22 protein-coding genes are annotated in these 19338 nt (G+C 66.4%); 7 read left to right on the top strand and 15 right to left on the bottom strand.

Features of this window, described 5'->3' with window-relative positions:
- Positions 1 to 127 precede the first annotated feature (127 nt).
- The 9 genes from PSEEN_RS14350 to PSEEN_RS14310 all read right to left on the bottom strand — a co-directional run bounded on the left by PSEEN_RS14350 (position 128) and on the right by PSEEN_RS14310 (position 8180).
- Positions 128 to 493 (bottom strand): cupin domain-containing protein, encoded by a 366-nt coding sequence (locus tag PSEEN_RS14350; protein WP_011534256.1) that lies wholly within the window; start codon positions 491 to 493, stop codon positions 128 to 130.
- 30 nt (positions 494 to 523) lie between these two features.
- Positions 524 to 1822, bottom strand: coding sequence for an NAD(P)/FAD-dependent oxidoreductase (locus PSEEN_RS14345; protein WP_011534255.1), 1299 nt, complete (start codon positions 1820 to 1822; stop codon positions 524 to 526).
- A 235-nt stretch (positions 1823 to 2057) separates the two neighbouring features.
- Positions 2058 to 2858, bottom strand: coding sequence for a 4-hydroxy-2-oxoheptanedioate aldolase (hpaI, locus tag PSEEN_RS14340; protein WP_011534254.1), 801 nt, complete (start codon positions 2856 to 2858; stop codon positions 2058 to 2060).
- 180 nt (positions 2859 to 3038) lie between these two features.
- Positions 3039 to 3842, bottom strand: coding sequence for a 2-oxo-hept-4-ene-1,7-dioate hydratase (gene hpaH, locus PSEEN_RS14335; protein WP_011534253.1), 804 nt, complete (start codon positions 3840 to 3842; stop codon positions 3039 to 3041).
- 7 nt (positions 3843 to 3849) lie between these two features.
- Positions 3850 to 4260 carry a 5-carboxymethyl-2-hydroxymuconate Delta-isomerase gene (locus tag PSEEN_RS14330; protein ID WP_011534252.1) on the bottom strand — a complete coding sequence of 137 codons (411 nt, stop codon included), beginning with the start codon at positions 4258 to 4260 and terminating at the stop codon, positions 3850 to 3852.
- 11 nt (positions 4261 to 4271) lie between these two features.
- Positions 4272 to 5195, bottom strand: a complete 924-nt coding sequence (gene hpaD, locus PSEEN_RS14325) for a 3,4-dihydroxyphenylacetate 2,3-dioxygenase (protein WP_011534251.1) — start codon at positions 5193 to 5195, stop codon at positions 4272 to 4274.
- A gap of 77 nt (positions 5196 to 5272) precedes the next feature.
- Positions 5273 to 6733: a 5-carboxymethyl-2-hydroxymuconate semialdehyde dehydrogenase gene (gene hpaE / locus PSEEN_RS14320; RefSeq protein ID WP_011534250.1), complete on the bottom strand. Its 1461-nt coding sequence runs from the start codon at positions 6731 to 6733 to the stop codon at positions 5273 to 5275.
- The gene (locus PSEEN_RS14315; protein ID WP_011534249.1) at positions 6730 to 7509 is read right to left on the bottom strand and encodes a fumarylacetoacetate hydrolase family protein; all 780 of its coding nucleotides are present in this window, start codon (positions 7507 to 7509) and stop codon (positions 6730 to 6732) included. Before PSEEN_RS14315 ends, hpaE begins: the two co-directional genes overlap by 4 nt.
- The gene (locus PSEEN_RS14310; protein ID WP_011534248.1) at positions 7506 to 8180 is read right to left on the bottom strand and encodes a fumarylacetoacetate hydrolase family protein; all 675 of its coding nucleotides are present in this window, start codon (positions 8178 to 8180) and stop codon (positions 7506 to 7508) included. The genes PSEEN_RS14315 and PSEEN_RS14310 overlap by 4 nt, the downstream gene beginning before the upstream one ends.
- A gap of 161 nt (positions 8181 to 8341) precedes the next feature.
- Here PSEEN_RS14310 and hpaA point away from each other — a divergent pair, with 161 nt between their 5' ends.
- Together hpaA and hpaR are read left to right on the top strand one after the other, a co-directional pair.
- The gene (gene hpaA / locus PSEEN_RS14305) at positions 8342 to 9244 is read left to right on the top strand and encodes a 4-hydroxyphenylacetate catabolism regulatory protein HpaA (RefSeq protein WP_011534247.1); all 903 of its coding nucleotides are present in this window, start codon (positions 8342 to 8344) and stop codon (positions 9242 to 9244) included.
- A gap of 182 nt (positions 9245 to 9426) precedes the next feature.
- Positions 9427 to 9849 (top strand): homoprotocatechuate degradation operon regulator HpaR, encoded by a 423-nt coding sequence (gene hpaR, locus PSEEN_RS14300; RefSeq protein ID WP_011534246.1) that lies wholly within the window; start codon positions 9427 to 9429, stop codon positions 9847 to 9849.
- Between the two features lie 94 nt (positions 9850 to 9943).
- Here the strand turns inward: hpaR and PSEEN_RS14295 are convergent, their stop codons facing one another.
- Both PSEEN_RS14295 and PSEEN_RS14290 read right to left on the bottom strand, forming a co-directional pair.
- Positions 9944 to 10564 carry a TetR/AcrR family transcriptional regulator gene (locus PSEEN_RS14295; RefSeq protein WP_044488179.1) on the bottom strand — a complete coding sequence of 207 codons (621 nt, stop codon included), beginning with the start codon at positions 10562 to 10564 and terminating at the stop codon, positions 9944 to 9946.
- A 5-nt stretch (positions 10565 to 10569) separates the two neighbouring features.
- Entirely contained in the window at positions 10570 to 11778 is a 1209-nt protein-coding gene (locus tag PSEEN_RS14290) for a Bcr/CflA family efflux MFS transporter (protein WP_011534244.1), read from the bottom strand.
- Positions 11779 to 12033: 255 nt separating this feature from the next.
- On the opposite strand from PSEEN_RS14290, the gene PSEEN_RS14285 reads away from it, so the two are divergent.
- From PSEEN_RS14285 to PSEEN_RS27105, 5 genes are all read left to right on the top strand, one after another.
- Positions 12034 to 12225, top strand: coding sequence for a con-10 family general stress protein (locus PSEEN_RS14285; RefSeq protein ID WP_011534243.1), 192 nt, complete (start codon positions 12034 to 12036; stop codon positions 12223 to 12225).
- Between the two features lie 121 nt (positions 12226 to 12346).
- The gene (locus tag PSEEN_RS14280; RefSeq protein WP_011534242.1) at positions 12347 to 13684 is read left to right on the top strand and encodes an iron-containing redox enzyme family protein; all 1338 of its coding nucleotides are present in this window, start codon (positions 12347 to 12349) and stop codon (positions 13682 to 13684) included.
- Positions 13684 to 14637, top strand: coding sequence for a methyltransferase (locus PSEEN_RS14275; RefSeq protein ID WP_011534241.1), 954 nt, complete (start codon positions 13684 to 13686; stop codon positions 14635 to 14637). The genes PSEEN_RS14280 and PSEEN_RS14275 overlap by 1 nt, the downstream gene beginning before the upstream one ends.
- 7 nt (positions 14638 to 14644) lie before the next feature.
- The gene (locus tag PSEEN_RS14270) at positions 14645 to 15787 is read left to right on the top strand and encodes a carboxylate-amine ligase (RefSeq protein WP_011534240.1); all 1143 of its coding nucleotides are present in this window, start codon (positions 14645 to 14647) and stop codon (positions 15785 to 15787) included.
- A gap of 67 nt (positions 15788 to 15854) precedes the next feature.
- A complete protein-coding gene (locus tag PSEEN_RS27105; protein WP_269446427.1) occupies positions 15855 to 15983 on the top strand; it encodes a PSPA7_2676 family Cys-rich small protein in 129 nt (42 codons plus the stop codon).
- On the opposite strand, the gene PSEEN_RS14265 is transcribed toward PSEEN_RS27105, so the two are convergent.
- Genes PSEEN_RS14265 through PSEEN_RS14250 form a run of 4 tightly spaced genes read right to left on the bottom strand, consistent with a single transcriptional unit; the run spans position 15980 to position 19315 of the window.
- Positions 15980 to 16372, bottom strand: a complete 393-nt coding sequence (locus PSEEN_RS14265) for a hypothetical protein (RefSeq protein ID WP_011534239.1) — start codon at positions 16370 to 16372, stop codon at positions 15980 to 15982. The genes PSEEN_RS27105 and PSEEN_RS14265 overlap by 4 nt on opposite strands.
- A gap of 17 nt (positions 16373 to 16389) precedes the next feature.
- Positions 16390 to 17349: a lysylphosphatidylglycerol synthase domain-containing protein gene (locus PSEEN_RS14260; protein WP_011534238.1), complete on the bottom strand. Its 960-nt coding sequence runs from the start codon at positions 17347 to 17349 to the stop codon at positions 16390 to 16392.
- Positions 17349 to 18551 carry a cardiolipin synthase ClsB gene (gene clsB / locus PSEEN_RS14255; protein WP_011534237.1) on the bottom strand — a complete coding sequence of 401 codons (1203 nt, stop codon included), beginning with the start codon at positions 18549 to 18551 and terminating at the stop codon, positions 17349 to 17351. The genes PSEEN_RS14260 and clsB overlap by 1 nt, the downstream gene beginning before the upstream one ends.
- Entirely contained in the window at positions 18548 to 19315 is a 768-nt protein-coding gene (locus PSEEN_RS14250; protein ID WP_011534236.1) for an endonuclease/exonuclease/phosphatase family protein, read from the bottom strand. Before PSEEN_RS14250 ends, clsB begins: the two co-directional genes overlap by 4 nt.
- Positions 19316 to 19338: the final 23 nt, after the last annotated feature.

Genomic DNA, 19338 nt, shown 5'->3' with positions numbered 1-19338 from the left:
TGCGCGACGCATCGCGGATGAATCCGCTCCTACAGGCTGGCGGGCGAACCGATAATCCGCGTCGTACCTGTAGGAGCGGATTCATCCGCGATGCGCCGCGCAAGCGGCGCTCAACGTGTACGTGGTATCAGGCAACCGCGAGGTAATGCTTGACGAACGTCTCGCTCAACACCTCCCACAACACCGGCGTGCCCTTGGTCACGAACCAGGCATCCCCCGCCTTGTAGCGCGTCACCTGCCCGGTGGACTCGTCGGTCAGCTGGATCTCGCCGGTCACGATCACCGCCTGCTCGCTGAACGGGTAGACCATGCGGAACTTGCCTTGCGTGGTGCCGAAATAGGCACTGCTGACCGGATCGGTCGGCGCGCCATGGGTCATCTTGCCGTAGCACTTGACCTCGCCTTCGAGGATGGTCGAGCCCAGGTCGGCAACGGTGCCCCAGGCGTCGAGTTCGGACAGTTGCACACCCTGGCGGACGGCGGTGAGGGTCATGGTGGTTCTCCAGTCTGGTGGGAAAAGGAATCAACGGCGGCCGTTGAAGAAGCCCGACAACTGATGCACGGTCTTGCCGGCGGTCAGCAGCAGCGGGCGGATATGGTCCTTGCCGAGGATGCGCGCGTGCTTGACCGAACTGATCAGGTCGTAGCGGCGGGAGCCTTCGCTCATGCCCTCGGCGAGGATCTTGCAAATGATGTGGCTGGGGGTGACGCCGAAGCCCGAGTAGCCCTGCACGTAGAAGGCATTGGGGCGGTTGCTCAGGGTGCCGATCTGCGGGAACAGGTTGGCGCTGGTGGCCATCGGGCCGCCCCAGGCCAGGTCGATGCGCACATCCTTGAGGTAGGGGAAGATCTTCAGCATCAGGTTGCGGTTCCACGCCTTGAGGTCTTTCGGGATGTGCTCCACGAACGGCGTGGCAGCGCCGAACAGCAGGCGGTTCTCGCGGGTGACACGGTAGTAGTCGATCACCGGGCGGATATCGCTGTAGGCGCCGCGGATCGGGCTGATGCGCTGTATCAGCTCGTCCGACAACGGCTCGGTCATCAGCTGGAAGGCGTAGGTGTTGACGGTGCGCGCGTGCAGTTCGGGTTCGAGCTTGTTGAGGAAGCTGTCGCAGGCCCACAGCAACTTGCTGGCCTTGACCGAACCACGCCCGGTGCGCACGGTGATGCGCTCGCCGTAGTGCACCTCCAGGGCCGGGCTGTGCTCGAAGATCCGCGCGCCATGGCTGACCAGGGCCTGGGCCTCGCCGAGCAGCAGGTTCAGCGAATGCACGTGGCCGCCGCCCATGTGCAGCAGGGCGCTGCTGTAGGCGTCGGAGCCGATGATCTGCTTGACCTCCGAGCCGCCGAGGAAGCGGATTTCGTCCTTGTTGTTGATCGCTTTGAAATCTTTCTCCCAGGCGCGCAGGGTCTTTTCCTGGCGGGCGTTGAAGCCCATGTAGCCGTAGCCGTGGCAGAAGTCGGCGTCGATTTGATAACGGGCGATGCGGTCCTTGATGATGCCGGCGCCCAGTTCGCTGATCTCGAAGATCTCGCGCAGGCCCTGTTCGCCGACGCTGCCCTTGATCTTCTCCAGGTCGTGGCCGATGCCGGCCATGATCTGCCCGCCGTTGCGGCCGGTGCCGCCGAAGCCCAGGTAGCGGGCTTCGAGCACGACGACATTGGTGATGCCTTGCTCGGCCAGCTCCAGGGCGGTGTTGATGCCCGAGAAGCCGCCGCCGATCACCACGACATCGGCGTCGATGTCGCTTTCCAGGGTGGGGAAGCTGAGGTTGTACTTCTTGGTGGCGGTGTAGTACGTGGGCGTTTCGATGTTGATCATGGCGCAGCCTGGACAGTTGGAATTGTTGGAAAGCAGGGCTTGCACAAGCGCTGGCTGTTGCGGGGTATTGGGCGCCTAACGGGCGGTAGGTGTCTTGCCTGTGGCTGCCGCGATCTTGACCGAGGCTGCCAGTGGGCGGTTCGCCTGTAGGAGCGGCTTTAGCCGCGATCGCGGTGTCTGGCACCCGCTTTGCGGGTGATCGCGGCTGAAGCCGCTCCTACAGAGGGTGCGCCCGTCAGTAGACCCCGCCTTGAACGGTTGCCCCCGCGCCTTCCTTGAACACCCCGGCCAACGTCTGCAACCCGCGCATCAGCACCGTGGTGTCCACGCCGACGGCAACGAACGCCGCCCCCAGCTCGATATAACGCCGGGCGAGCGGCTGGTCGGCGCTGAGAATCCCCGCCGCCTTGCCGGCCCGCTGGATCCGCACCAGGGCGTCCTCGATGGCGGCCTGCACCTCGGGATGCCCAGGGTTGCCCCGGTGCCCCATGGCCGCGCTGAGGTCGGCCGGGCCGATGAACACGCCATCGACGCCGTCGACGGCACAGATCGCATCAAGGTTGGCCAACCCCTCGCGGTTCTCGATCTGCACCAGCAGGCACATCTGCTCGTCGGCCTGGTCCAGATAGCCGGGAATGCTGTTCCAGCGCGACGCCCGGGCCAGGGCGCTGCCGACTCCGCGCACGCCTTCGGGCGGGTAGCGCATGGCACGCACCAGCCCACGCGCCTGCTCGGCGCTCTCGACCATGGGTACCAGCAGCGTCTGCGTGCCGATGTCGAGCAGTTGCTTGATCAGCGCGGTATCGCCGATCACCGGGCGCACGATCGGCTGGGCCGGGTAGGGCGCCACCGCCTGCAACTGGCCGAGCAGGCTGCGCAGGTCGTTGGGCGCATGTTCGCCGTCGAGCAGCAGCCAGTCGAAGCCGGCGTTGGCCGCCAGCTCTGCGCAGTACGGGTCGGCCAGGCCGAGCCACAGGCCGATCTGCGCCTGGCCGCTGCGCAGGCGTTGCTTGAAGGTGTTGATGGGCATGTGCATGGGCGGGCCTCATTTAACGTGCGGATTCGGGAAAAATGTGGGAGCGGCCTTGTGTCGCGAAAGGGCTGCGTAGCGGCCCCAGGATTTCAGTGTCGATACAATGGTTGCTGGGGCCGCTTTGCGGCCCTTTCGCGACACAAGGCCGCTCCCACAGGGTGCTTTGTTGTCTCGGCGCAGGTGTCAGACGAACCGGCAGGCGATCGAGCCCAGCTGGTCATAGTCGACATGGAAGGTATCGCCCGGGCGCGCGGCCACCGGGCGAGTGAACGAGCCACCGAGGATCACCTGGCCGGCTTCGAGGCCCACGTCATAAGGCGCCAGCTTGTTGGCCAGCCAGGCCACGCCCTTGGCCGGGTGGTTGAGTACGGCGGCGGATACCCCGGACTCCTCGATCACACCGTTGCGGTAGAGCACCGCCGGCACCTTGCGCAGGTCGATGTCGCCCGGGCGCACGGCGCGCCCGCCCAGGACCACGCCGGCGTTGGCGGCATTGTCGGAAATGGTGTCGAACACCTTGCGGGTGGCGCCGCTGACCGGGTCGACCTGCTGGATGCGCGCGTCGATGATCTCCAGCGCCGGGATCACCCACTCGGTGGCCTCGAGCACGTCGAACAGGCTCACGTCGGGGCCCTTGAGCGGCTTGCCGAGGATAAAGGCCAGCTCCACTTCCACGCGCGGCACGATGAAACGCTCGAACGGGATGTCGCTGCCTTCGTCGAAGAACATGTCGTCGAGCAGCGCGCCGTAGTCCGGCTCGGTGATGTTCGAGGAGACCTGCATGGCCCGCGAGGTCAGGCCGATCTTGTGGCCGACCAGGCGGCGGCCGGCCTTGAGCTTGTGCGCCACCCAGGCGCGCTGGATGGCATAGGCATCGTCGATGCTGATCGACGGGTGTTCCAGGGAGAACTGGCCGACCTGCTCGCGAGAGCGCTCGGCCTGGTCGAGGCGGGCGGCGGCTTGCTGGATGATGTGTGCGTCGAGCATGGAAACCTCAGGGCTGACGGGTGAACAGGGGGTGCAGGCTGCTGTGCTTGGCGTCGTATACCTGGGCCCGGCTTTCGTCGATTTGCAGCGTGACGCCGACCGGGCGCCGGGCCAGCAGCGGGTCCAGGTACGCGCGCAATACCGCCAGCAACTGGTCGCCGACTTGCTGGTGCACTGCGGCGCTGCGGCCGCTGCCCATGCGCAGGTTGGCGTAGACGAAACCGTAGTCACCCTGGCCATCGGCGATTGCCGCATGGGCGGCAGGGTAGGCCAGCACCCGGGTGCCGCCGGTGGGGAACACCTGGCGGCCGTTTTCGTCGTGTTGTTCGAGCATGCGGTCGGCCAGGGCGCGGCACAGGCCCGGCAGGTCGGCGTCGGCTTCGATGTCCGGGCTGTAGAGCAGAACCAGATGGGGCATGGCGTGGCTCCCTACAGGCGGCTGGTGGAGGCGACGCCGGCCGGGTTCGAGGCCTGGGCGGCGGGGATGGCGGCGCCATCCTGCGGGGTGACCGGGAAGATCGCGTTGATCTGGCCGGTGCCGGACGAGCCGAAGTAGGGCGTGACCACTTCGGCCTTGCCGTCGTACTTCGACCAGCCCAGGGCACCGAGCAGCATGGCGGTGTCGTGCATGAAGCCTTCGCCGTGGCCCTTGACTGCGTACTCCGGCAGCATCGCGCAGAAGTCGGCCCAGTCGCCGTCCTGCCACATCTGCACCACCCGGTGGTCGAGGGTTTCCAGGAACGGGCTCCACACCTGGGTGGCGAAATCCGGCGCCTGGCCGTTCTGGGCGAAACGGTGCGACAGCGAGCCACTGGCGAGGAAGGCGACGGTGCCGTCGTAGTGCTCCTCGACCGCCTTGCGCATGGCCCAGCCCAGGCGAGCGCTGTCGTTCAGATAATGCGAAGTGCACAGGGCCGAGACCGAAATCACCTTGAAATGCTGGTCGGCGTTCATGTAGCGCATCGGCACCAGGGTGCCGTATTCCGGGGCGAGGGTGGTGGCGTCGTGGGCCATGGTCTCGACGCCCAGGCGGTTGCATTGCTCGGCGAGGAGGCGCCCCAGCTCGGGGTTGCCGGGGAAGCCGTAGTTCATGTTGGCGATGAAGTGCGGCAGCTCGTTGCTGGTGTACAGGCCTTCGAAATGCGCGGCGCAGTTGATGTGGTAGTTGGCGTTGACCAGCCAGTGGGTGTCGAACACCACGATGGTGTCCACGCCCAGGGCGCGGCAGCGGCGGCCGATCTCATGGTGGCCGTCGATGGCCGCCTGGCGGAAGCCCTGGCGCGGGCCGGGCAGTTCGGACAGGTACATCGAGGGCACGTGGGTGATCTTGGCGGCGAGTGCGAGTTTGCCCATGGGGATCTCCGGTGATTGTTGTTGTGGTCCCAGGCGACCGGGGCGTGGGGCGCGCCCACGATCCGGTCGCAGCGGCGTCAGATGCCCCAGCGCGGGATGTGATGACTGCCCATGGACAGGCACACGTTCTTGATCTCGGCGAACACCTCGAAGCTGTACTGCCCACCTTCGCGTCCGGTGCCCGAGCCCTTCACCCCTCCAAATGGCTGGCGCAGGTCGCGCACGTTCTGGCTGTTGATGAACACCATCCCGGCTTCGATGCCTCGGGCCAGGCGATGGGCCTTGCCGATGTCCTGGGTCCAGATGTACGAGGCCAGCCCGTATTCGGTGTCGTTGGCCAACTGTAGCGCCTCGGCTTCGTCCTTGAACGGAATCAGGCAGGCCACCGGGCCGAAGATCTCCTCCTGGGCGATGCGCATGCGGTTGTCGACGTCGGCGAACACGGTGGGCTGGATGAACTGCCCCTTGGCCAGGTGCGCCGGCAGGCCGGCGGGCCGCTCAAGGCCGCCCGCGACCAGGCGCGCGCCTTCCTCGATGCCGATGCGGATGTAGCCGGTGACCTTGTCGTAGTGCTGCTGGGTGATCATCGAGCCGACCTGGGTCTTCGGGTCGGTCGGGTCGCCCACGATCAGGCGCTTGGCGCGGGCGGCGAACTCGGCGACGAACTGCGCGTACACGCTCTGCTGGATGAAGATCCGGCTGCCGGCGGTGCAGCGCTCGCCATTGAGCGAGAAGATGGTGAACAGCGCGGCGTCCAGCGCGCGGTCCAGGTCGGCGTCCTCGAAGATCAGCACCGGCGACTTGCCGCCCAGCTCCATGGAGTACTTCTTCAGGCCCGCGGTCTGCATGATCTTCTTGCCGGTGGCGGTGCCGCCGGTGAAGGAGATGGCCCGCACGTCCGGGTGGCGCACCAGCGCGTCGCCGGCCGTGGCGCCGTAGCCCTGGATGACGTTCAGCACACCGTTGGGGATGCCGGCCTCGACCGCCAGGCGGCCCAGCTCGTTGGCGGTGAGCGGCGACAGCTCGCTCATCTTCAGCACCGCCGTGTTGCCCAGCGCCAGGCACGGCGCGGTCTTCCAGGTGGCGGTCATGAACGGCACGTTCCACGGCGACACCAGCCCGCACACGCCCACCGGCTGGTACAGGGTGTAGTTGAGCATCTGGTCGTCGACCGGGTAGCTGTGGCCGTCCATGCGTGTGCACACTTCGGCGAAGAAATCGAAGTTGTGCGAGGCGCGGGGGATCAGCACGTTGCGCGTCTGGTGGATCGGCAGGCCGGTGTCCAGGGTCTCCAGCTCGGCCAGTTGCGGCACGTTCTGGTCGATCAGCTCGCCCAGGCGACGCATCAGCCGCGCACGTTCCTTGGCGGGGGTGTTGGCCCATTTCGGGAAGGCATCCTTGGCCGCGGCCACGGCCTGGGCGACTTCATCGGCGCCGCCGCTGGCCACTTCGCCGATGGCCTCGCCGGTGGCCGGGTTGTAGTTGACGAAGGTGTCACGGCTCTCGACTTCGCGGCCGTTGATCCAGTGCTTGATCATGCTGTTGCCTCTTGTGCGTTGCGGGCGAAGAACGCGGTTTCACTGACGATGCGGTTGACCAGGCGGCCGACGCCTTCCACTTCCACCACCACTTCGTCGCCCGGCACCACGTCGGCCAGGCCTTCCGGGGTGCCGGTGGCGATCATGTCGCCGGGTTGCAGGGTCATGAAGCTGGAGAAGTATTCGATGAGAGAAGGGATGTCGAAGATCATGTCGGCGGTGCTGCCTTGCTGTTTCAGCTCGCCGTTGATCCAGGTGCGCAGGGTCAGGTTCGACGGGTCCGGCACATCGGCGACATCGACGATCCATGGGCCGACCGGGGTGGTGGCGTCGCGGTTCTTCACCCGCAGGTTGGGGCGGTAGTAGTTCTCGAGAAAGTCGCGGATGGCGTAGTCGTTGCACACCGTGTAGCCGGCCAGGTAGTCGAGGGCGTCCTCGCGCTTGACGTTGCGCGCGGGCTTGCCGATCACCGCCACCAGCTCGCACTCGTAGTGCATGTACTGGACGTTGTCCGGGCGCCAGGTGACCTGGTCGTGGCCGGTGTAGGTACCCGGCGACTTGATGAAGGCCAGCGGTTCGGTGGGCGGGGTGAAGGCCAGCTCGGCGGCGTGGTCGGCGTAGTTCAGGCCCAGGGCGAACATGGTGCCGGTGGCGGGCGGCAACCAGGTGACCTGGTCGGCGTGCACACGGCGGCCGTCGGCCATGCGCAGGTAATGATCGTCTTCGACAGTGACCGGGTGGACCTGGCCGTCGAACTGGATGCGGGCGTGCTTCATGGGGCGAGTCCTTGTTCGGCGACGATGGGGTTGGTCAGCTGGCCGAGGCCGTCGATCTCGACCGTCACCCGGTCACCGGGCAGCACGTCGATGCGGCCTTCCGGGGTGCCGGTGATCAGCACGTCGCCGGCATGCAGGGTCATGAACTCGCTGATCTCGGCGATCAATTGCGCCACGCTGCGCACGCAATTGGCGGTGTTGTTGTGCTGGCGCAGCTCACCGTTGACCCACAGGCGGATGCCCAGCGCATCGGGGTTGGCTACCTGCGCCGCTGGCACCAGTTGAGGCCCGAGCGGGCAGAAACCATCGCGGCATTTGGCTTTGACCGCCGGGCGGTAGTAGCTGTCTTCCGGCAGGCTGAATTCGTTGACGATGGTGTAGCCGGCCACGTGCTCGAGGGCGTTCTCGGCGCTGACGCGGCTGGCGTCCCTGCCCATCACCACACCCAGCGCCGGGCCTGGTTGCAGGCGTTTGACTGCCGCAGGGTAGGTGACGGCCTGGCCGTGGCTGTTGCGGGTATTCGGGGTCTTGATGAACAGCACCGGCTTGACCGGTGGCTGCTTGTACGGCGCTTCGTGGAAGGACGCCAGGTGCTGCTGCAGCAGGCCCTGATAGTTCAGGGCGACGCCGAACAGGCTGCCGCTGGCGACCTCGTGCAAGGCACGGCTCATGCTTTTCTCCTGCGATGGACGAAGCGCTCGGGGTGCTTCGCGGTGTTTTTGTTAATGTGTTAACGTTATATTTAATATGTTAACGATCGTCAAGGCGTGCGCCATCGTCCGGTGCTGCTACGATGGTTTCCCCGGCACGTTTCACCGCTGTGAGAACAACAATGAAAGAGCGACAGCCGATCCCCAACATCAACATCGGTCAGGTCTACGACCAGCGCTACAGCGACAGCGAGGTGCACTACGACCGGCTCGGCAACCTGGCCGGTTTCTTCGGCCGCAACATGCCGGTGCACCGCCACGACCGTTTCTTTCAGGTGCATTACGTGAAGACCGGCAGCGTGCGGGTCTTCCTGGACGAGCAGCGCTACCACGAGTCGGGCCCGATGTTCTTCCTGACGCCGCCGACCGTCCCCCATGCCTTCGTCACCGAGGCCGACGCCGACGGCCATGTGCTCACCGTGCGCCAGCAATTGGTCTGGCAACTGTTGCAGGCCGAGCCTGGGCTGATGGCCGGGCCGCGCCTGCCACCGGCCTGCGTCGCCTTGGGGCGTTTGCAGGGCCAGGCACGCGACGAGGCGCGGCGCCTGGAGCAGCTGTTCGACCTGTTGGGCAGCGAAATCGGCCATGGCCAGGCGGGGCAGGGCACGGCGGTACAAGACCTGGCGCGCCTGGTGATGATCAGCCTGCTGCGCCTGTGTGCCAATTCGCTGGAGGCGACGCCGGCGCGGCATGAAGACCTGCAGGTGTTCCACCGCTTCAACGAGCTGATCGAACACCATTACCTGGAGCACTGGGCGTTGCCGGCCTACGCCGACGCGCTGGGCGTGACCGAGGCGCGGCTCAACGACATTTGCCGACGTATCGCCGACCTGCCGTCCAAGCGCCTGGTGTTCGAGCGGCTGATGCAGGAGGCGCGGCGCCTGCTGCTGTTCACCGGCGGTTCGGCCAACGAGATCTGCTACCAGCTGGGGTTCAAGGACCCGGCCTACTTCAGCCGTTTCTTCCAGCGCCATGCGGGCATGGCGCCGGGTGAGTACCGCCAGCGCCAGGCGGCCTTGCGTTGAGCGGTGCATGGGGCGGCAGGCTCCAGGCCAGAGGCATGAAACCAATCGTGCGACCGTGGCGGAGGCGGGGAAATGGCGTTTTGCGGGAGGCGCTTGTACTTTTCACAGGTGCTGGACAGGGCGGGGTGAAATGGTTTTCACTTTATTAATATCTTAATAAAACGGCCTTTCGATCTGCCCCGATGACGACTCCACGACCTTCCCTGACCTTGACCCTCCTGCAAGCCCGCGAGGCGACCATGGCGTTCTTCCGCCCGGCGCTCAATGCCCACGACCTGACCGAGCAGCAATGGCGGGTGATCCGTATCCTGCGTCAGCAGGGTGAGCTGGAAAGCCACCAGGTGGCGGACCTGGCCTGCATCCTCAAGCCCAGCATGAGCGGCGTGCTCAAGCGCCTGGAGCGTGATGGCCTGGTGGCGCGGCGCAAATCGCCGGAGGACCAGCGGCGGATCTTCATCAGCCTGACCGTGCGCGGCCAGCAGGCGTTCCTGGCGATGAGCGAGGAGATGGAGCGCAACTACCAGGAGATCCAGCGCCAGTTCGGCGCCGACAAGCTGGAGCAGTTGATGGGGTTGTTGAACGAGCTGAAGAAGGTCAAGCCCTGAAGCCATGCACAGCCCCTGTAGGAGCGGCTTCAGCCGCGATGCAGACACCGCGGTCTGGCACCAGCGTTGCTGGTGATCGCGGCTGAAGCCGCTCCTACAGAGGGGGCGCGCAATCCGTGGGGCACGCGGCGAGCTGCAGCGAATCATCGAGAATCTTCAGCAACGACGCCGCCCGTCGCGCATACACCGCCGGGTTCGCATACAACAACTCCACATGCAGGCTGTCGATGATCCCCAGGTACGCATCGCCATACAGCTCCAGCTTGTTGCCATCGCTGCGCGCCCAGGCGTGGCGCGTTTGCAGCGCCTCGCAGAAACCCAGGCGGATCCGCTCCAGGTATTGCTCGAAGCCCCCGGTGACCATCGAGTGGATCGACGCGGGCGGCAGGAACGCCGTGCGCAGCACGAAGCGCAGGTTGGCCGAGGCGGCGTAGCGCTCGGCCAGGTGCAGCGGGTGCCAGTGCCCCGGCGCCTCCTTGCCGGCCGTCTCGTGCACGAAGCCTGCCTCGACGTAGGCGGTCTCATCGGCCAGCGCCCGTTCGAACGCCTGCACGAACAGCGCATCCTTGTTGGCGAAATGGGCATACAACGACGCCTTGCGCATGCCCGCCCGGGCCGCGATCTCGTTCAGCGACGAGCCGTCGTAGCCATGCGCGGCGAAATGCTCGACGGCGTGGTCGCAGATGCGCGCGGCGGAAGGGGAAAGGGTTTTCAAGGCGGTCACTCCGGGTTGACGCTGCAGTGCGAGGCGCTGATTGTCTGTGCCAGGGCGGCGCGGGTCAAACCGACGATGACTACTGCGGCGGCCGCCAGCAGCCAGGCCCAGGGCAACGGCCCCAGGGTCGCCAGGTAACCGGCCAGGGGCGTGGCGCTTGACGCGATGCCCAGCTGCAGGGCACCCAGCAGCGCCGCCGTGGAGCCTACATCGCGTTGTTGCGAGGACATCGCCAAGGCCATCAGCGTGGCTTCGCAAATCCCCAAGCCGAACAACGCCAGCGCCACCCCCGCCAGCAGCAGCGCCAGGCCGCCACCCGCCACGCCACCGGCCACCGCCAGCAGCGCGCCGCCGCCCATGGCCAGCGCGCCCCACCAGGCCACCCGGGCCACGCCGTGGCGCGTCACCCAGCGCCCGGACAATGCCGCACCCAGCAGGATGGCCACGCCGCAGGCGCCGAACACCAGGCCGAAGTGCGCGCTGGAAAGCCCGAAGTGCTGTTGATAGACGTACGCAGAGCCTGCGATGTAGGCGAACAGGAAGAAGAACACCGCCGACAGCGCCAGGGCAGGGCGCAGGAACGCGCCATCGGTAGCGATACGCGCATAGGCACGCCAGATCTGCCGAGGTGCCAGGCGTACCCGTTTCTCGGCAGGCAGGGTTTCGCCCAGCGCCAGGCTGGAATTGAGCAGCGTCAGCACGCCCAGGGCACCCAGCACCAGCATGATCGCCCGCCAGCCAAAGACGGTATCGACCACCCCGCCCAGGGCCGGGGCGAGAATCGGCGCCAGGCCCTCGATGGTCATCAGCAGGGCGAAGATCTGCGCCGCCCTTGCGCCCTCGGCGACGTCGCGCACCATGCTCATGATCACCACCAGGGTGAGGGCGCTGGCCAGGCCCTGTAGCAGGCGAGCGAGCAGCAGCGCTTCGAGCGTGGGGGCGGCCGCCGCGGCAAAGGCCGTGACACTGAACAGCAGCAGGCCGACCAGCAGGGGCCGGCGGCGCCCCAGCGCGTCCACCAGCGGGCCGAACAGCAGTTGCCCGATGCCCATGGCCAGCAGGAACACGGTGAGGGTGAGTTGCACCTGGGGGTAGCCGGTGGCGAAGTCGCGGGCCATCTCCGGCAGGCTGGCCAGGTACATGTCGATGGCCGAGGGGCCGAGGGCGCCGATCAGGGCAAGGGAGGCGGCGAAGCGCAGGTTGGAGGACTGCATCGAAGGGTATCCATTAAACGAAATATCAGCCTACCTATCGGTAGGTTGTGCAGGGTAAGGTGCTTTTCTCCAAGGGTCAATCCCGGCGCGGTCGCGACGGCGTCCACTTGCGCCCCAAATACAGCGTGGCCGCATGTTTAGCGCCACCGGTCCGATCCGCGCGGAATAAACCGAATCCGTACTTTTTGCCGTACTCCCAACCCATGTACGGCACAGCGCCGTGCATCCCTTCAGCGATATGAGGTTTTTGCAACCATGGCCAACAAAGACAGCAACATGACCGGTCGCGAGGACAGCCACAAAACCGGCAGCCAGGGTGGGTCGAAGAACCCTGGCAATTTCGCCAACGACCGCGAGAAAGCCGCCGAGGCAGGCCGCAAGGGCGGCCAGAGCACGGGTGGCGGCCAGCGCGACACTGAGTCCGGTCGCAAAGGCGGCCGTTCGTAAGCAAGGGCGTGCAGTGCCGGGTTCGCCTGGCACTGCGTAGTCCCGAAGAAGACGTGCCGCCTGGCGCTGATCAACCTCACCCGAAAGACCCACCACAGAATCGACAAGCGAGGTGCCTGCCATGGTGGCGCTGACCCGCGACACCGACCATACGGTGACCGCCCCGAACGCGAACCATGGACTGGCGCATCGATACCAGGCACTGCTGGAAGGGCACGACGCCCAGGCCGAGGCCAGGCTGGAAGCGCTGCTGCGCCACGTCAGCACACAGGACGACGACCTGCCTGAGCACCCCGACCAGTTTCCCGAATGGGCCACTGCCCGTGCCGCGCAAGTCGCCCGCGAGCATGCGGCCTATCTGCGGCAGCGGTGCCAGGGGGCGGGGCGGCGCTACTTCGCCACCCGCGCCCAAGCCTTGTGGTTCCTGCAGCAGGTAGCGCCGACCAAGGCGGTCGACGGCGCCTGGCTGCACGGCACCCTGCGCCATTGGCGTGACCCGCGCTTCCACGGGCTGATCCGCACTTACCTCGAAGAGCTGGGTGATGGAGACGCGCGTTGCAACCATGTGCTGGTCTACCAGCGCCTGCTCAGCCGTCTGGGTTGCCTGCAAGGGCTGCCATTGCCCTGCGAACGTTACCTGCAAGGTGCCGTGCAGCTCGCCTTGGGGCAGTACTGCGAACGCTTCCTGCCCGAAGTGATCGGCTACAACCTGGGCTATGAGCAACCGCCGCTGCATTTGCTCATCACCACGCACGAACTGGCCGAGCTGGGTATCGACGCCCATTACTTCCAGCTTCACGTCACCATCGACAACGCGGCCAGCGGCCACGCCCGGCGCGCGCTGGAAAGCTTGCGCCTGCTGCTGCCCAAGGAGGATGACGGCGCGTTCTACCGGCGTGTCCGCCACGGCTACCGGCTCAACGACCTTGGCATCGATACGCCGACGTTGATCACCTCGTTCGACCTTCAGGCCGAACTGCTCGCGGCCTTGGAGCGTAAGCGGGTGTTTGGCCAATTCATGCATTCGGACCGCTGTCGCCTCCAGGGCCGCACCGTCAACCAGTGGCTCGCCGAGCCGGGTTCAATCCCCGCGTTCCTCGATGCCCTGCAGGCGCAAGGCTGGGTGAGGCGTGACGCAGACCCCACGCAAAGCCGGCTGTGGACGCTGATCGAGGGCCCCACCGCCGCCATGTTCGGGGTGTTCAACGCCTATGAGAAGCAGCTTTGGCATGACTGGATTGCCGGCAGCTGGCAGGGCCGCGAGATTCGCCGGGTGCCGCCGGGCCAATGGGAGAACGCCCTGGCCCTGGATGATGAGCAGCCTGCAGGACAGCAAGGGTTCGATATCGATCAGTCCATCGAGGCGATGGCCGGCAACCACCATGCCTTGCCTCAAGGCTTGCAGGCCACCCGCGCCTACATCCTCGCCACGGGACTGGCCAGTGGAGGGCAGGGCTGATGCCGCTCGACCAGGATCAGGCCCAAGCTGACCAGGCCTTGCTGCAACTGGGTCGGCGGCTGCGCGCCGACGGCTACCGCTTCACCTGCGTGACCCCGGCCACCCAGGCCCGGGTCAATGGGCGACCCGAGGCGCAGCACGCACGCAACCTGCGTGATGTGTTCGGCTGGAGCCGGCCGTTCGCCCCCTCACTGATCAGTGCCGACGAGTTGGCACTGTCGACGGCGGCGGGCGTGCTGCTGAAGCAAGGTGACCTGTTGCGCAGCACGGTGCGTTGGTCGAGCCTGGACGACCTGCTGCTGGTTCATTCGGCCTGGCCCACCGATAGCCACGACGCGGTGTTCTTCGGCCCGGACAGCTACCGGTTCGTCCGGGCCATCCATGGCCATCTTCAACACTGTCCTCACCCGTTACGGCATGCCGTGGACATCGGCTGCGGCACGGGTGTCGGGGCCTTGTCGATTGCCCGGGCGGCCCCGCAGGCCCAGGTCACTGCCGTGGACATCAATCCGCTCGCCTTGCGCTACACGGCGGTCAACGCCGCATTGGCCGGCGTCGCCAATGTCTCGCCGCAAGCCAGCGACCTGCTGAACGGCGTCAGTGGCCACTTCGACCTGATAGTGGCCAACCCGCCCTATATGCTTGACGCCAGCGAGCGCGTCTATCGCCATGGCGGCGGCAGGTTGGGCGCCGGGCTGTCGCTGCGCATCGTCGAGCAGGCCTGCGAACGCCTGGTGCCCGGTGGCACCTTGCTGCTCTATACGGGCGTCGCCGTTGTCGACGCCCGGGATGCATTGCTCGACGCGCTCCGCCTGCGCCTGGCGGGGCCTGCGTTCAACTGGGTCTACGAAGAGCTCGACCCTGATGTGTTTGGCGAACAATTGCTCGAGCCTGGCTACGAGCAGGTCGAACGTATCGCGGCGGTGGCCCTGACGGTCACCCGCAACGGTTGATGTCGCCATGGCGCGGCCCTGGACGTTCGGCATCGAGGAGGAGTACCTGTTGGCCGACACGACCAGCGGGCAAGTGCTGGCCAGCCCTTCGCCGGCAGTGACGCGACGTTGCCGGGAGATGCTGGGGGCCACGTTCGCCGAAGAGATGTTCCTCAGCCAGATCGAGGTGGTTTCGCCGGTATTCGATAGCCTGCACCAGGCGCGAAGCTTCCTGGGCGAAAACCGCCAACGCCTGGGCGAGGCCCTTGGCGACTTCGGTGTCGGCCTGTACGGCGCAGCCAGCCATCCTTGCGCCCAGTGGCTGCGCCAGCATCCGCGTGGTACCGCGCATTTCAGGCAACTGTTCGACGACTACCGGCTGGTCGCCCGCCGCAGCCTTGTGAATGGCCTGCACGTGCACGTCGGCGTGCCGGCCGGCACCGACCGCATGCAACTGATCAACCGCGTGCTGTACTGGCTGCCCTTGTTCCTGGTGCTGAGCACCTCTTCACCCCTGTGGGGCGGGCAGGACACCGGCTACATGAGCTATCGACGGGTGATCTGTGGCGAGTGGCCGCACATGGGCCTGCCGGAACCCCTGGCCGACTGGCATGCGTACCAGCGCTACCGGGGGCTGTTGCAGCGCACCGGCGCGTTGGCCGAGGACGGCGACTTCTGGTGGGCGATACGGCCGTCGCGGCGTTTCCCGACGGTGGAGCTGCGCATCTGCGATGGCTGCCCGCGGCTGGAGGATGGGTTGGCCATCGCAGGCCTGTACCGCCACCTGGTGCAGCATGCCCTGGCGCGCCATGACGGCATGGCCGTCAGCCGCGAAATACGCTGGATCACCCAGGAGAACTACTGGCGCGCAGCACGGTACGGCCGTCGAGGGACGTTCATCGGTGCCGTCGACCAGCAACCGGTGAGCGCCGAGGGCTGGCTGGCGCAATTGCAGTCCTGGCTGCCGGCCGACAGCGCAGAGGCCGAACGCTCGTTCATGCAGGCTCGGCGCATCCTGCGCGAGGGCACCAGTGCCGATCGCCAGCGCGAGGCGTATGCGCTGGCGCGGGAGAACGGGCTAGCCGGCCGCGAGGCGCTGCGAGCGGTGGCCAGGCAGGTCATGGCCGAGCATTTTCCGGGTGCCGGGTTGCCACAGGGTGAAATCGAGTAAACCTTCGTTGCGCCGCGCAGTCAGTCCTTGTAAGAGCCCCCGTTCACGTGGGCCAGGGAGGTGCCTGATGAAACTCGTCTGTCTGGTGCGTGGCTGTGTGTGGCGCAGTGTCTCGACCCATGAGTTCACCGGGCTTGAATGCCAATGCTGCGAGCGCTGTGGCGCCCTGCGCTACCATCAGCCGTTCGATGCCTAGGCATCGAGCCTTTCACACCCCTTGCGCACGGCGTCGAGCAACGCATTCTTGGCCAGGGTGGAGCGCCCTGCGATACCCTGCTTGCGCGCCAGGTCCATCAACTCACGCTTGGTCATGTCTTCCAACCGCTGTTCGGGTCGGGGCACGCCGTGTCGGGTCGCCACAGCCCTGCGCGCCGATGACTGCCGTGCCTTTGCCTTGGCAGCCGGGCTTTTCCGTTGCCCCGAGCCACCCTTGCGCTCGCCACCGCCTGACTGCTTGTTCACGGTCGCCCAGGCGCGTGCTTGGGCTTCGTCCTCGGGAACACCCTTGGCTTCGTAGCTCTGCTCGATATGTTCGGCTTTGCGTTTCTGCTTTTCGGTGTATTTGTCTTTGTCTCCACGGGCCATGGCGGTTCTCCTTTGCGTCAGTGTTTGTCGAGGGCCGGCCCGGCTTGTCGGCGCAAAGCCCTGGCGCGCTTCTCGAGGATCAGGTAGGTCACCACCGCCAACAGCAGCGGGATCAGGTAGTACAGCGTTCGATAGCCCAGCAGCGCGGCGACCAGCGTGCCCTGGCCAAGCTTGCCGTGAAGCAGGGCGAGGAACACGGCCTCCAGCACGCCGAGCCCTGCGGGAATATGGGCGACCACGCCCGCCACGCAACTGATCAGCAACACGCCCAGCACGGACGGGTAGAACAGCGCAGGGGGGAGTAACAGGTGGATCAGCGCCGCCATCAGCGCCCAGTTGCTTGCGCCCAGGGCCACCTGGCACAACGCCAGGCGTAGGCTTGGCAAGGTGACTTCGTGCCCGTGCAGGTCCCAGGTGCGCCGCTTGGCGAAGGCACAGGCGAACAGGTAAGCCAATGCGACTGCCACCATCAGTACGCCGATCAGGCGCAGGCCGCCGGCGCCCACTGCCCAGCTTTCCGGCAGCCTGACCAAGCCAAAGGCGAACACCGTGCCGGCCAGCAGCAGGTAGCCCATCCAGTTGGTCAACAGGCCCAGGGTCAGGATGCGGGTGATGGTCGCGGTATCCAGGCCCAGCCTGCCGTACAAGCGATAACGCAGGGCCACGCCGCCAACCCAGGTGGTGAAGTTGAGGTTGAACGCGTAGCAGACGAACGCCACCGGCAGTACCTGGCGCGCCGGCAAGCGATGGCCGGTGTAGACGCGGGCCAGCAGGTCGTAGCTGGCGAACACCAGGTAGCTGCACAGGGCCAGCAGCAACCCCAGGGCCAGGGTCGAGGGCCGGTAGGCCAGCAGCGACTGGTGCACTTCGTTCCAGTCCAGGTTACGGGCCAGGGTGAACAGCAGCACCGGGATCAGCACCAGGAACAGCACGGTCAGCAGGCGTTTGCCCCAGGTCTTCCAGCGTGGCGTGGCCATCAGGTCTTGCCCCCGTGATAGTTGGCCGGGGCCTCGCTTTCGGGTTGCAGCGATTGCAGGCGTTGCCGGTGCGCCGGGAACCAGCCGGCGATACGCGGGAAATAGCGGGTGATGTGGAAGCCCAGGAAGATCAACGGTGCCCGCCACCAGTAGCCCCGCACCATGCGCTCCAGCGTCACGGCCTTGCAGTGCTGCCGGGTCAGTTCGCTCAAGTGACGGTGCAGGTTTTGGTTGAACGCTCGGTCGCGGATCACCAGGTTGGCTTCGAGGTTGAACGACAGGCTCAGTGGGTCCAGGTTGCTCGAGCCCACCGTGGACCAGTCATCGTCCACCAACGCCACCTTGCCGTGCAGCGGACGCTGGCAGTACTCGTGGATGCGTACGTTGTCGCGCAACAGGTAGTTGTAGAGCAGCCGCGAGAGCGCGCGTACCCAGCGCATGTCCGGTTGGCCCTGGAGGATCAGGGTCACCTCGACCCCGCGCCGAGCGGCGTTGCGCAGTTCGCGCAGCAGCCGGTAGCCGGGGAAGAAGTAGGCGTTGGCCACGACGATACGCTGCTTGGCCTCCCGGATGACCTGCAGGTAACAGACCTCGATATCGTTGCGATGGCGCCGGTTGTCGCGTTCCACCAGCATGGCGCTGGCCGGGCCTGCTGCGATGGGGGGCGGCGGGACCCGGCTGGCGGCATCCAGTACCGCTGCGAGCAGCCGGCAGGAGCAAGCGTGCATCTGGGCCACCACCGGGCCGACCACCTCCACCGCGTAGTCCTGCTTGGCCTGCGGGCCGAAGTCGGCAAGGTGGTCGGCGCTGTAGTTGAGGCCGCCGATGAACGCGCGTTGCCCGTCGATCACCAGGATCTTGCGGTGCAGGCGGCGGAACAGGTTGGTGCGCATGCCGGCCAGCCGTGGTTGCGGGTCGAACGCGTGAAAGCGCACCCCGGCCTCGGTCATCGAGGCGATGAAAGTGTCGGGCAGGTCCGCGGTGCCGTAGCCGTCCACCGCCACCTCGACCCGCACCCCGCGCCGGGCGGCGTCGATCAGGGCCTGGCGCAAGCCCTGGCCGACCTTGTCGTCGTAGATGATGAAGGTTTCCAGGAGGATTTCCTGGCGCGCCCGGGCCATGGCCTCGAACACCCGCGGGTAGTACTGCTCGCCGTTGATCAGCAGTTCGACATGGTTGCCTTCGCTCCAGGCCTGCTTCACAGGGTCACCTCCGCCACCAGGGGGGCATGGTCGGACAAATGTGTCCACGGGTAGCGGGACAGCACCCGGGCTTGTTCGGCGCACGCATTGCGCAGGTAGATGCGGTCCAGGCGCAGCAGCGGCAGGCGGGCCGGGAAGCTGCGCGGCGGCGTGCCGAAGGCTTCGAGCAGATGCCCCGACAGCCGCGCATCCGCTTTCAGACGCCAGTCATTGAAGTCGCCGGCGACGATGACCGGCTCATCCGGCGGCAGGTTGTCGAGCAACGCCAGCAGCAGGCCGACCTGGCGCTGGCGATGGTCTTCGCGCAGTCCCAGGTGCACGCAGATCGCGTGTACCGGCCCATGGTCTGGCACGTCAAGCTCGCAGTGCAGCAGGCCACGCTCCTCGTTGCCGTGGACCGACACGTCCAGGTTGACATGGTCGCGGATGGGAAACTTCGACAGCAGCGCGTTGCCATGGTCGCCATGGGGGTAGACCGCGTTGCGGCCGTAGGCGAACTGCGGCCACATGCTGTCGGCGAGGAACTCGTACTGCGGCGCCTCGGGCCAGCCAGGGTGGCGCGAGGCATGCCGCTGGTGGCTGCCATGCACTTCCTGGAGGAACACCAGGTCGGCCCCGGTGGCGCGCACGGCCTCGCGCAGCTCGGGGAGGATGAAGCGCCGATTGAACGGCGTGAAGCCCTTGTGCACGTTGAGGGTCATCACCGTCAGGCGTCGCACCTGGGTGTCGTCGATGGGGCAGGGGGTGGCCAAGGGTTTGTTCACGCAGTCTTCCCGAATTTTTCCAG

The sequence above is a fragment of the Pseudomonas entomophila L48 genome (assembly GCF_000026105.1).
Classification (GTDB): domain Bacteria; phylum Pseudomonadota; class Gammaproteobacteria; order Pseudomonadales; family Pseudomonadaceae; genus Aquipseudomonas; species Aquipseudomonas entomophila.
This window is presented reverse-complemented; position numbering and strand designations above follow the sequence as displayed.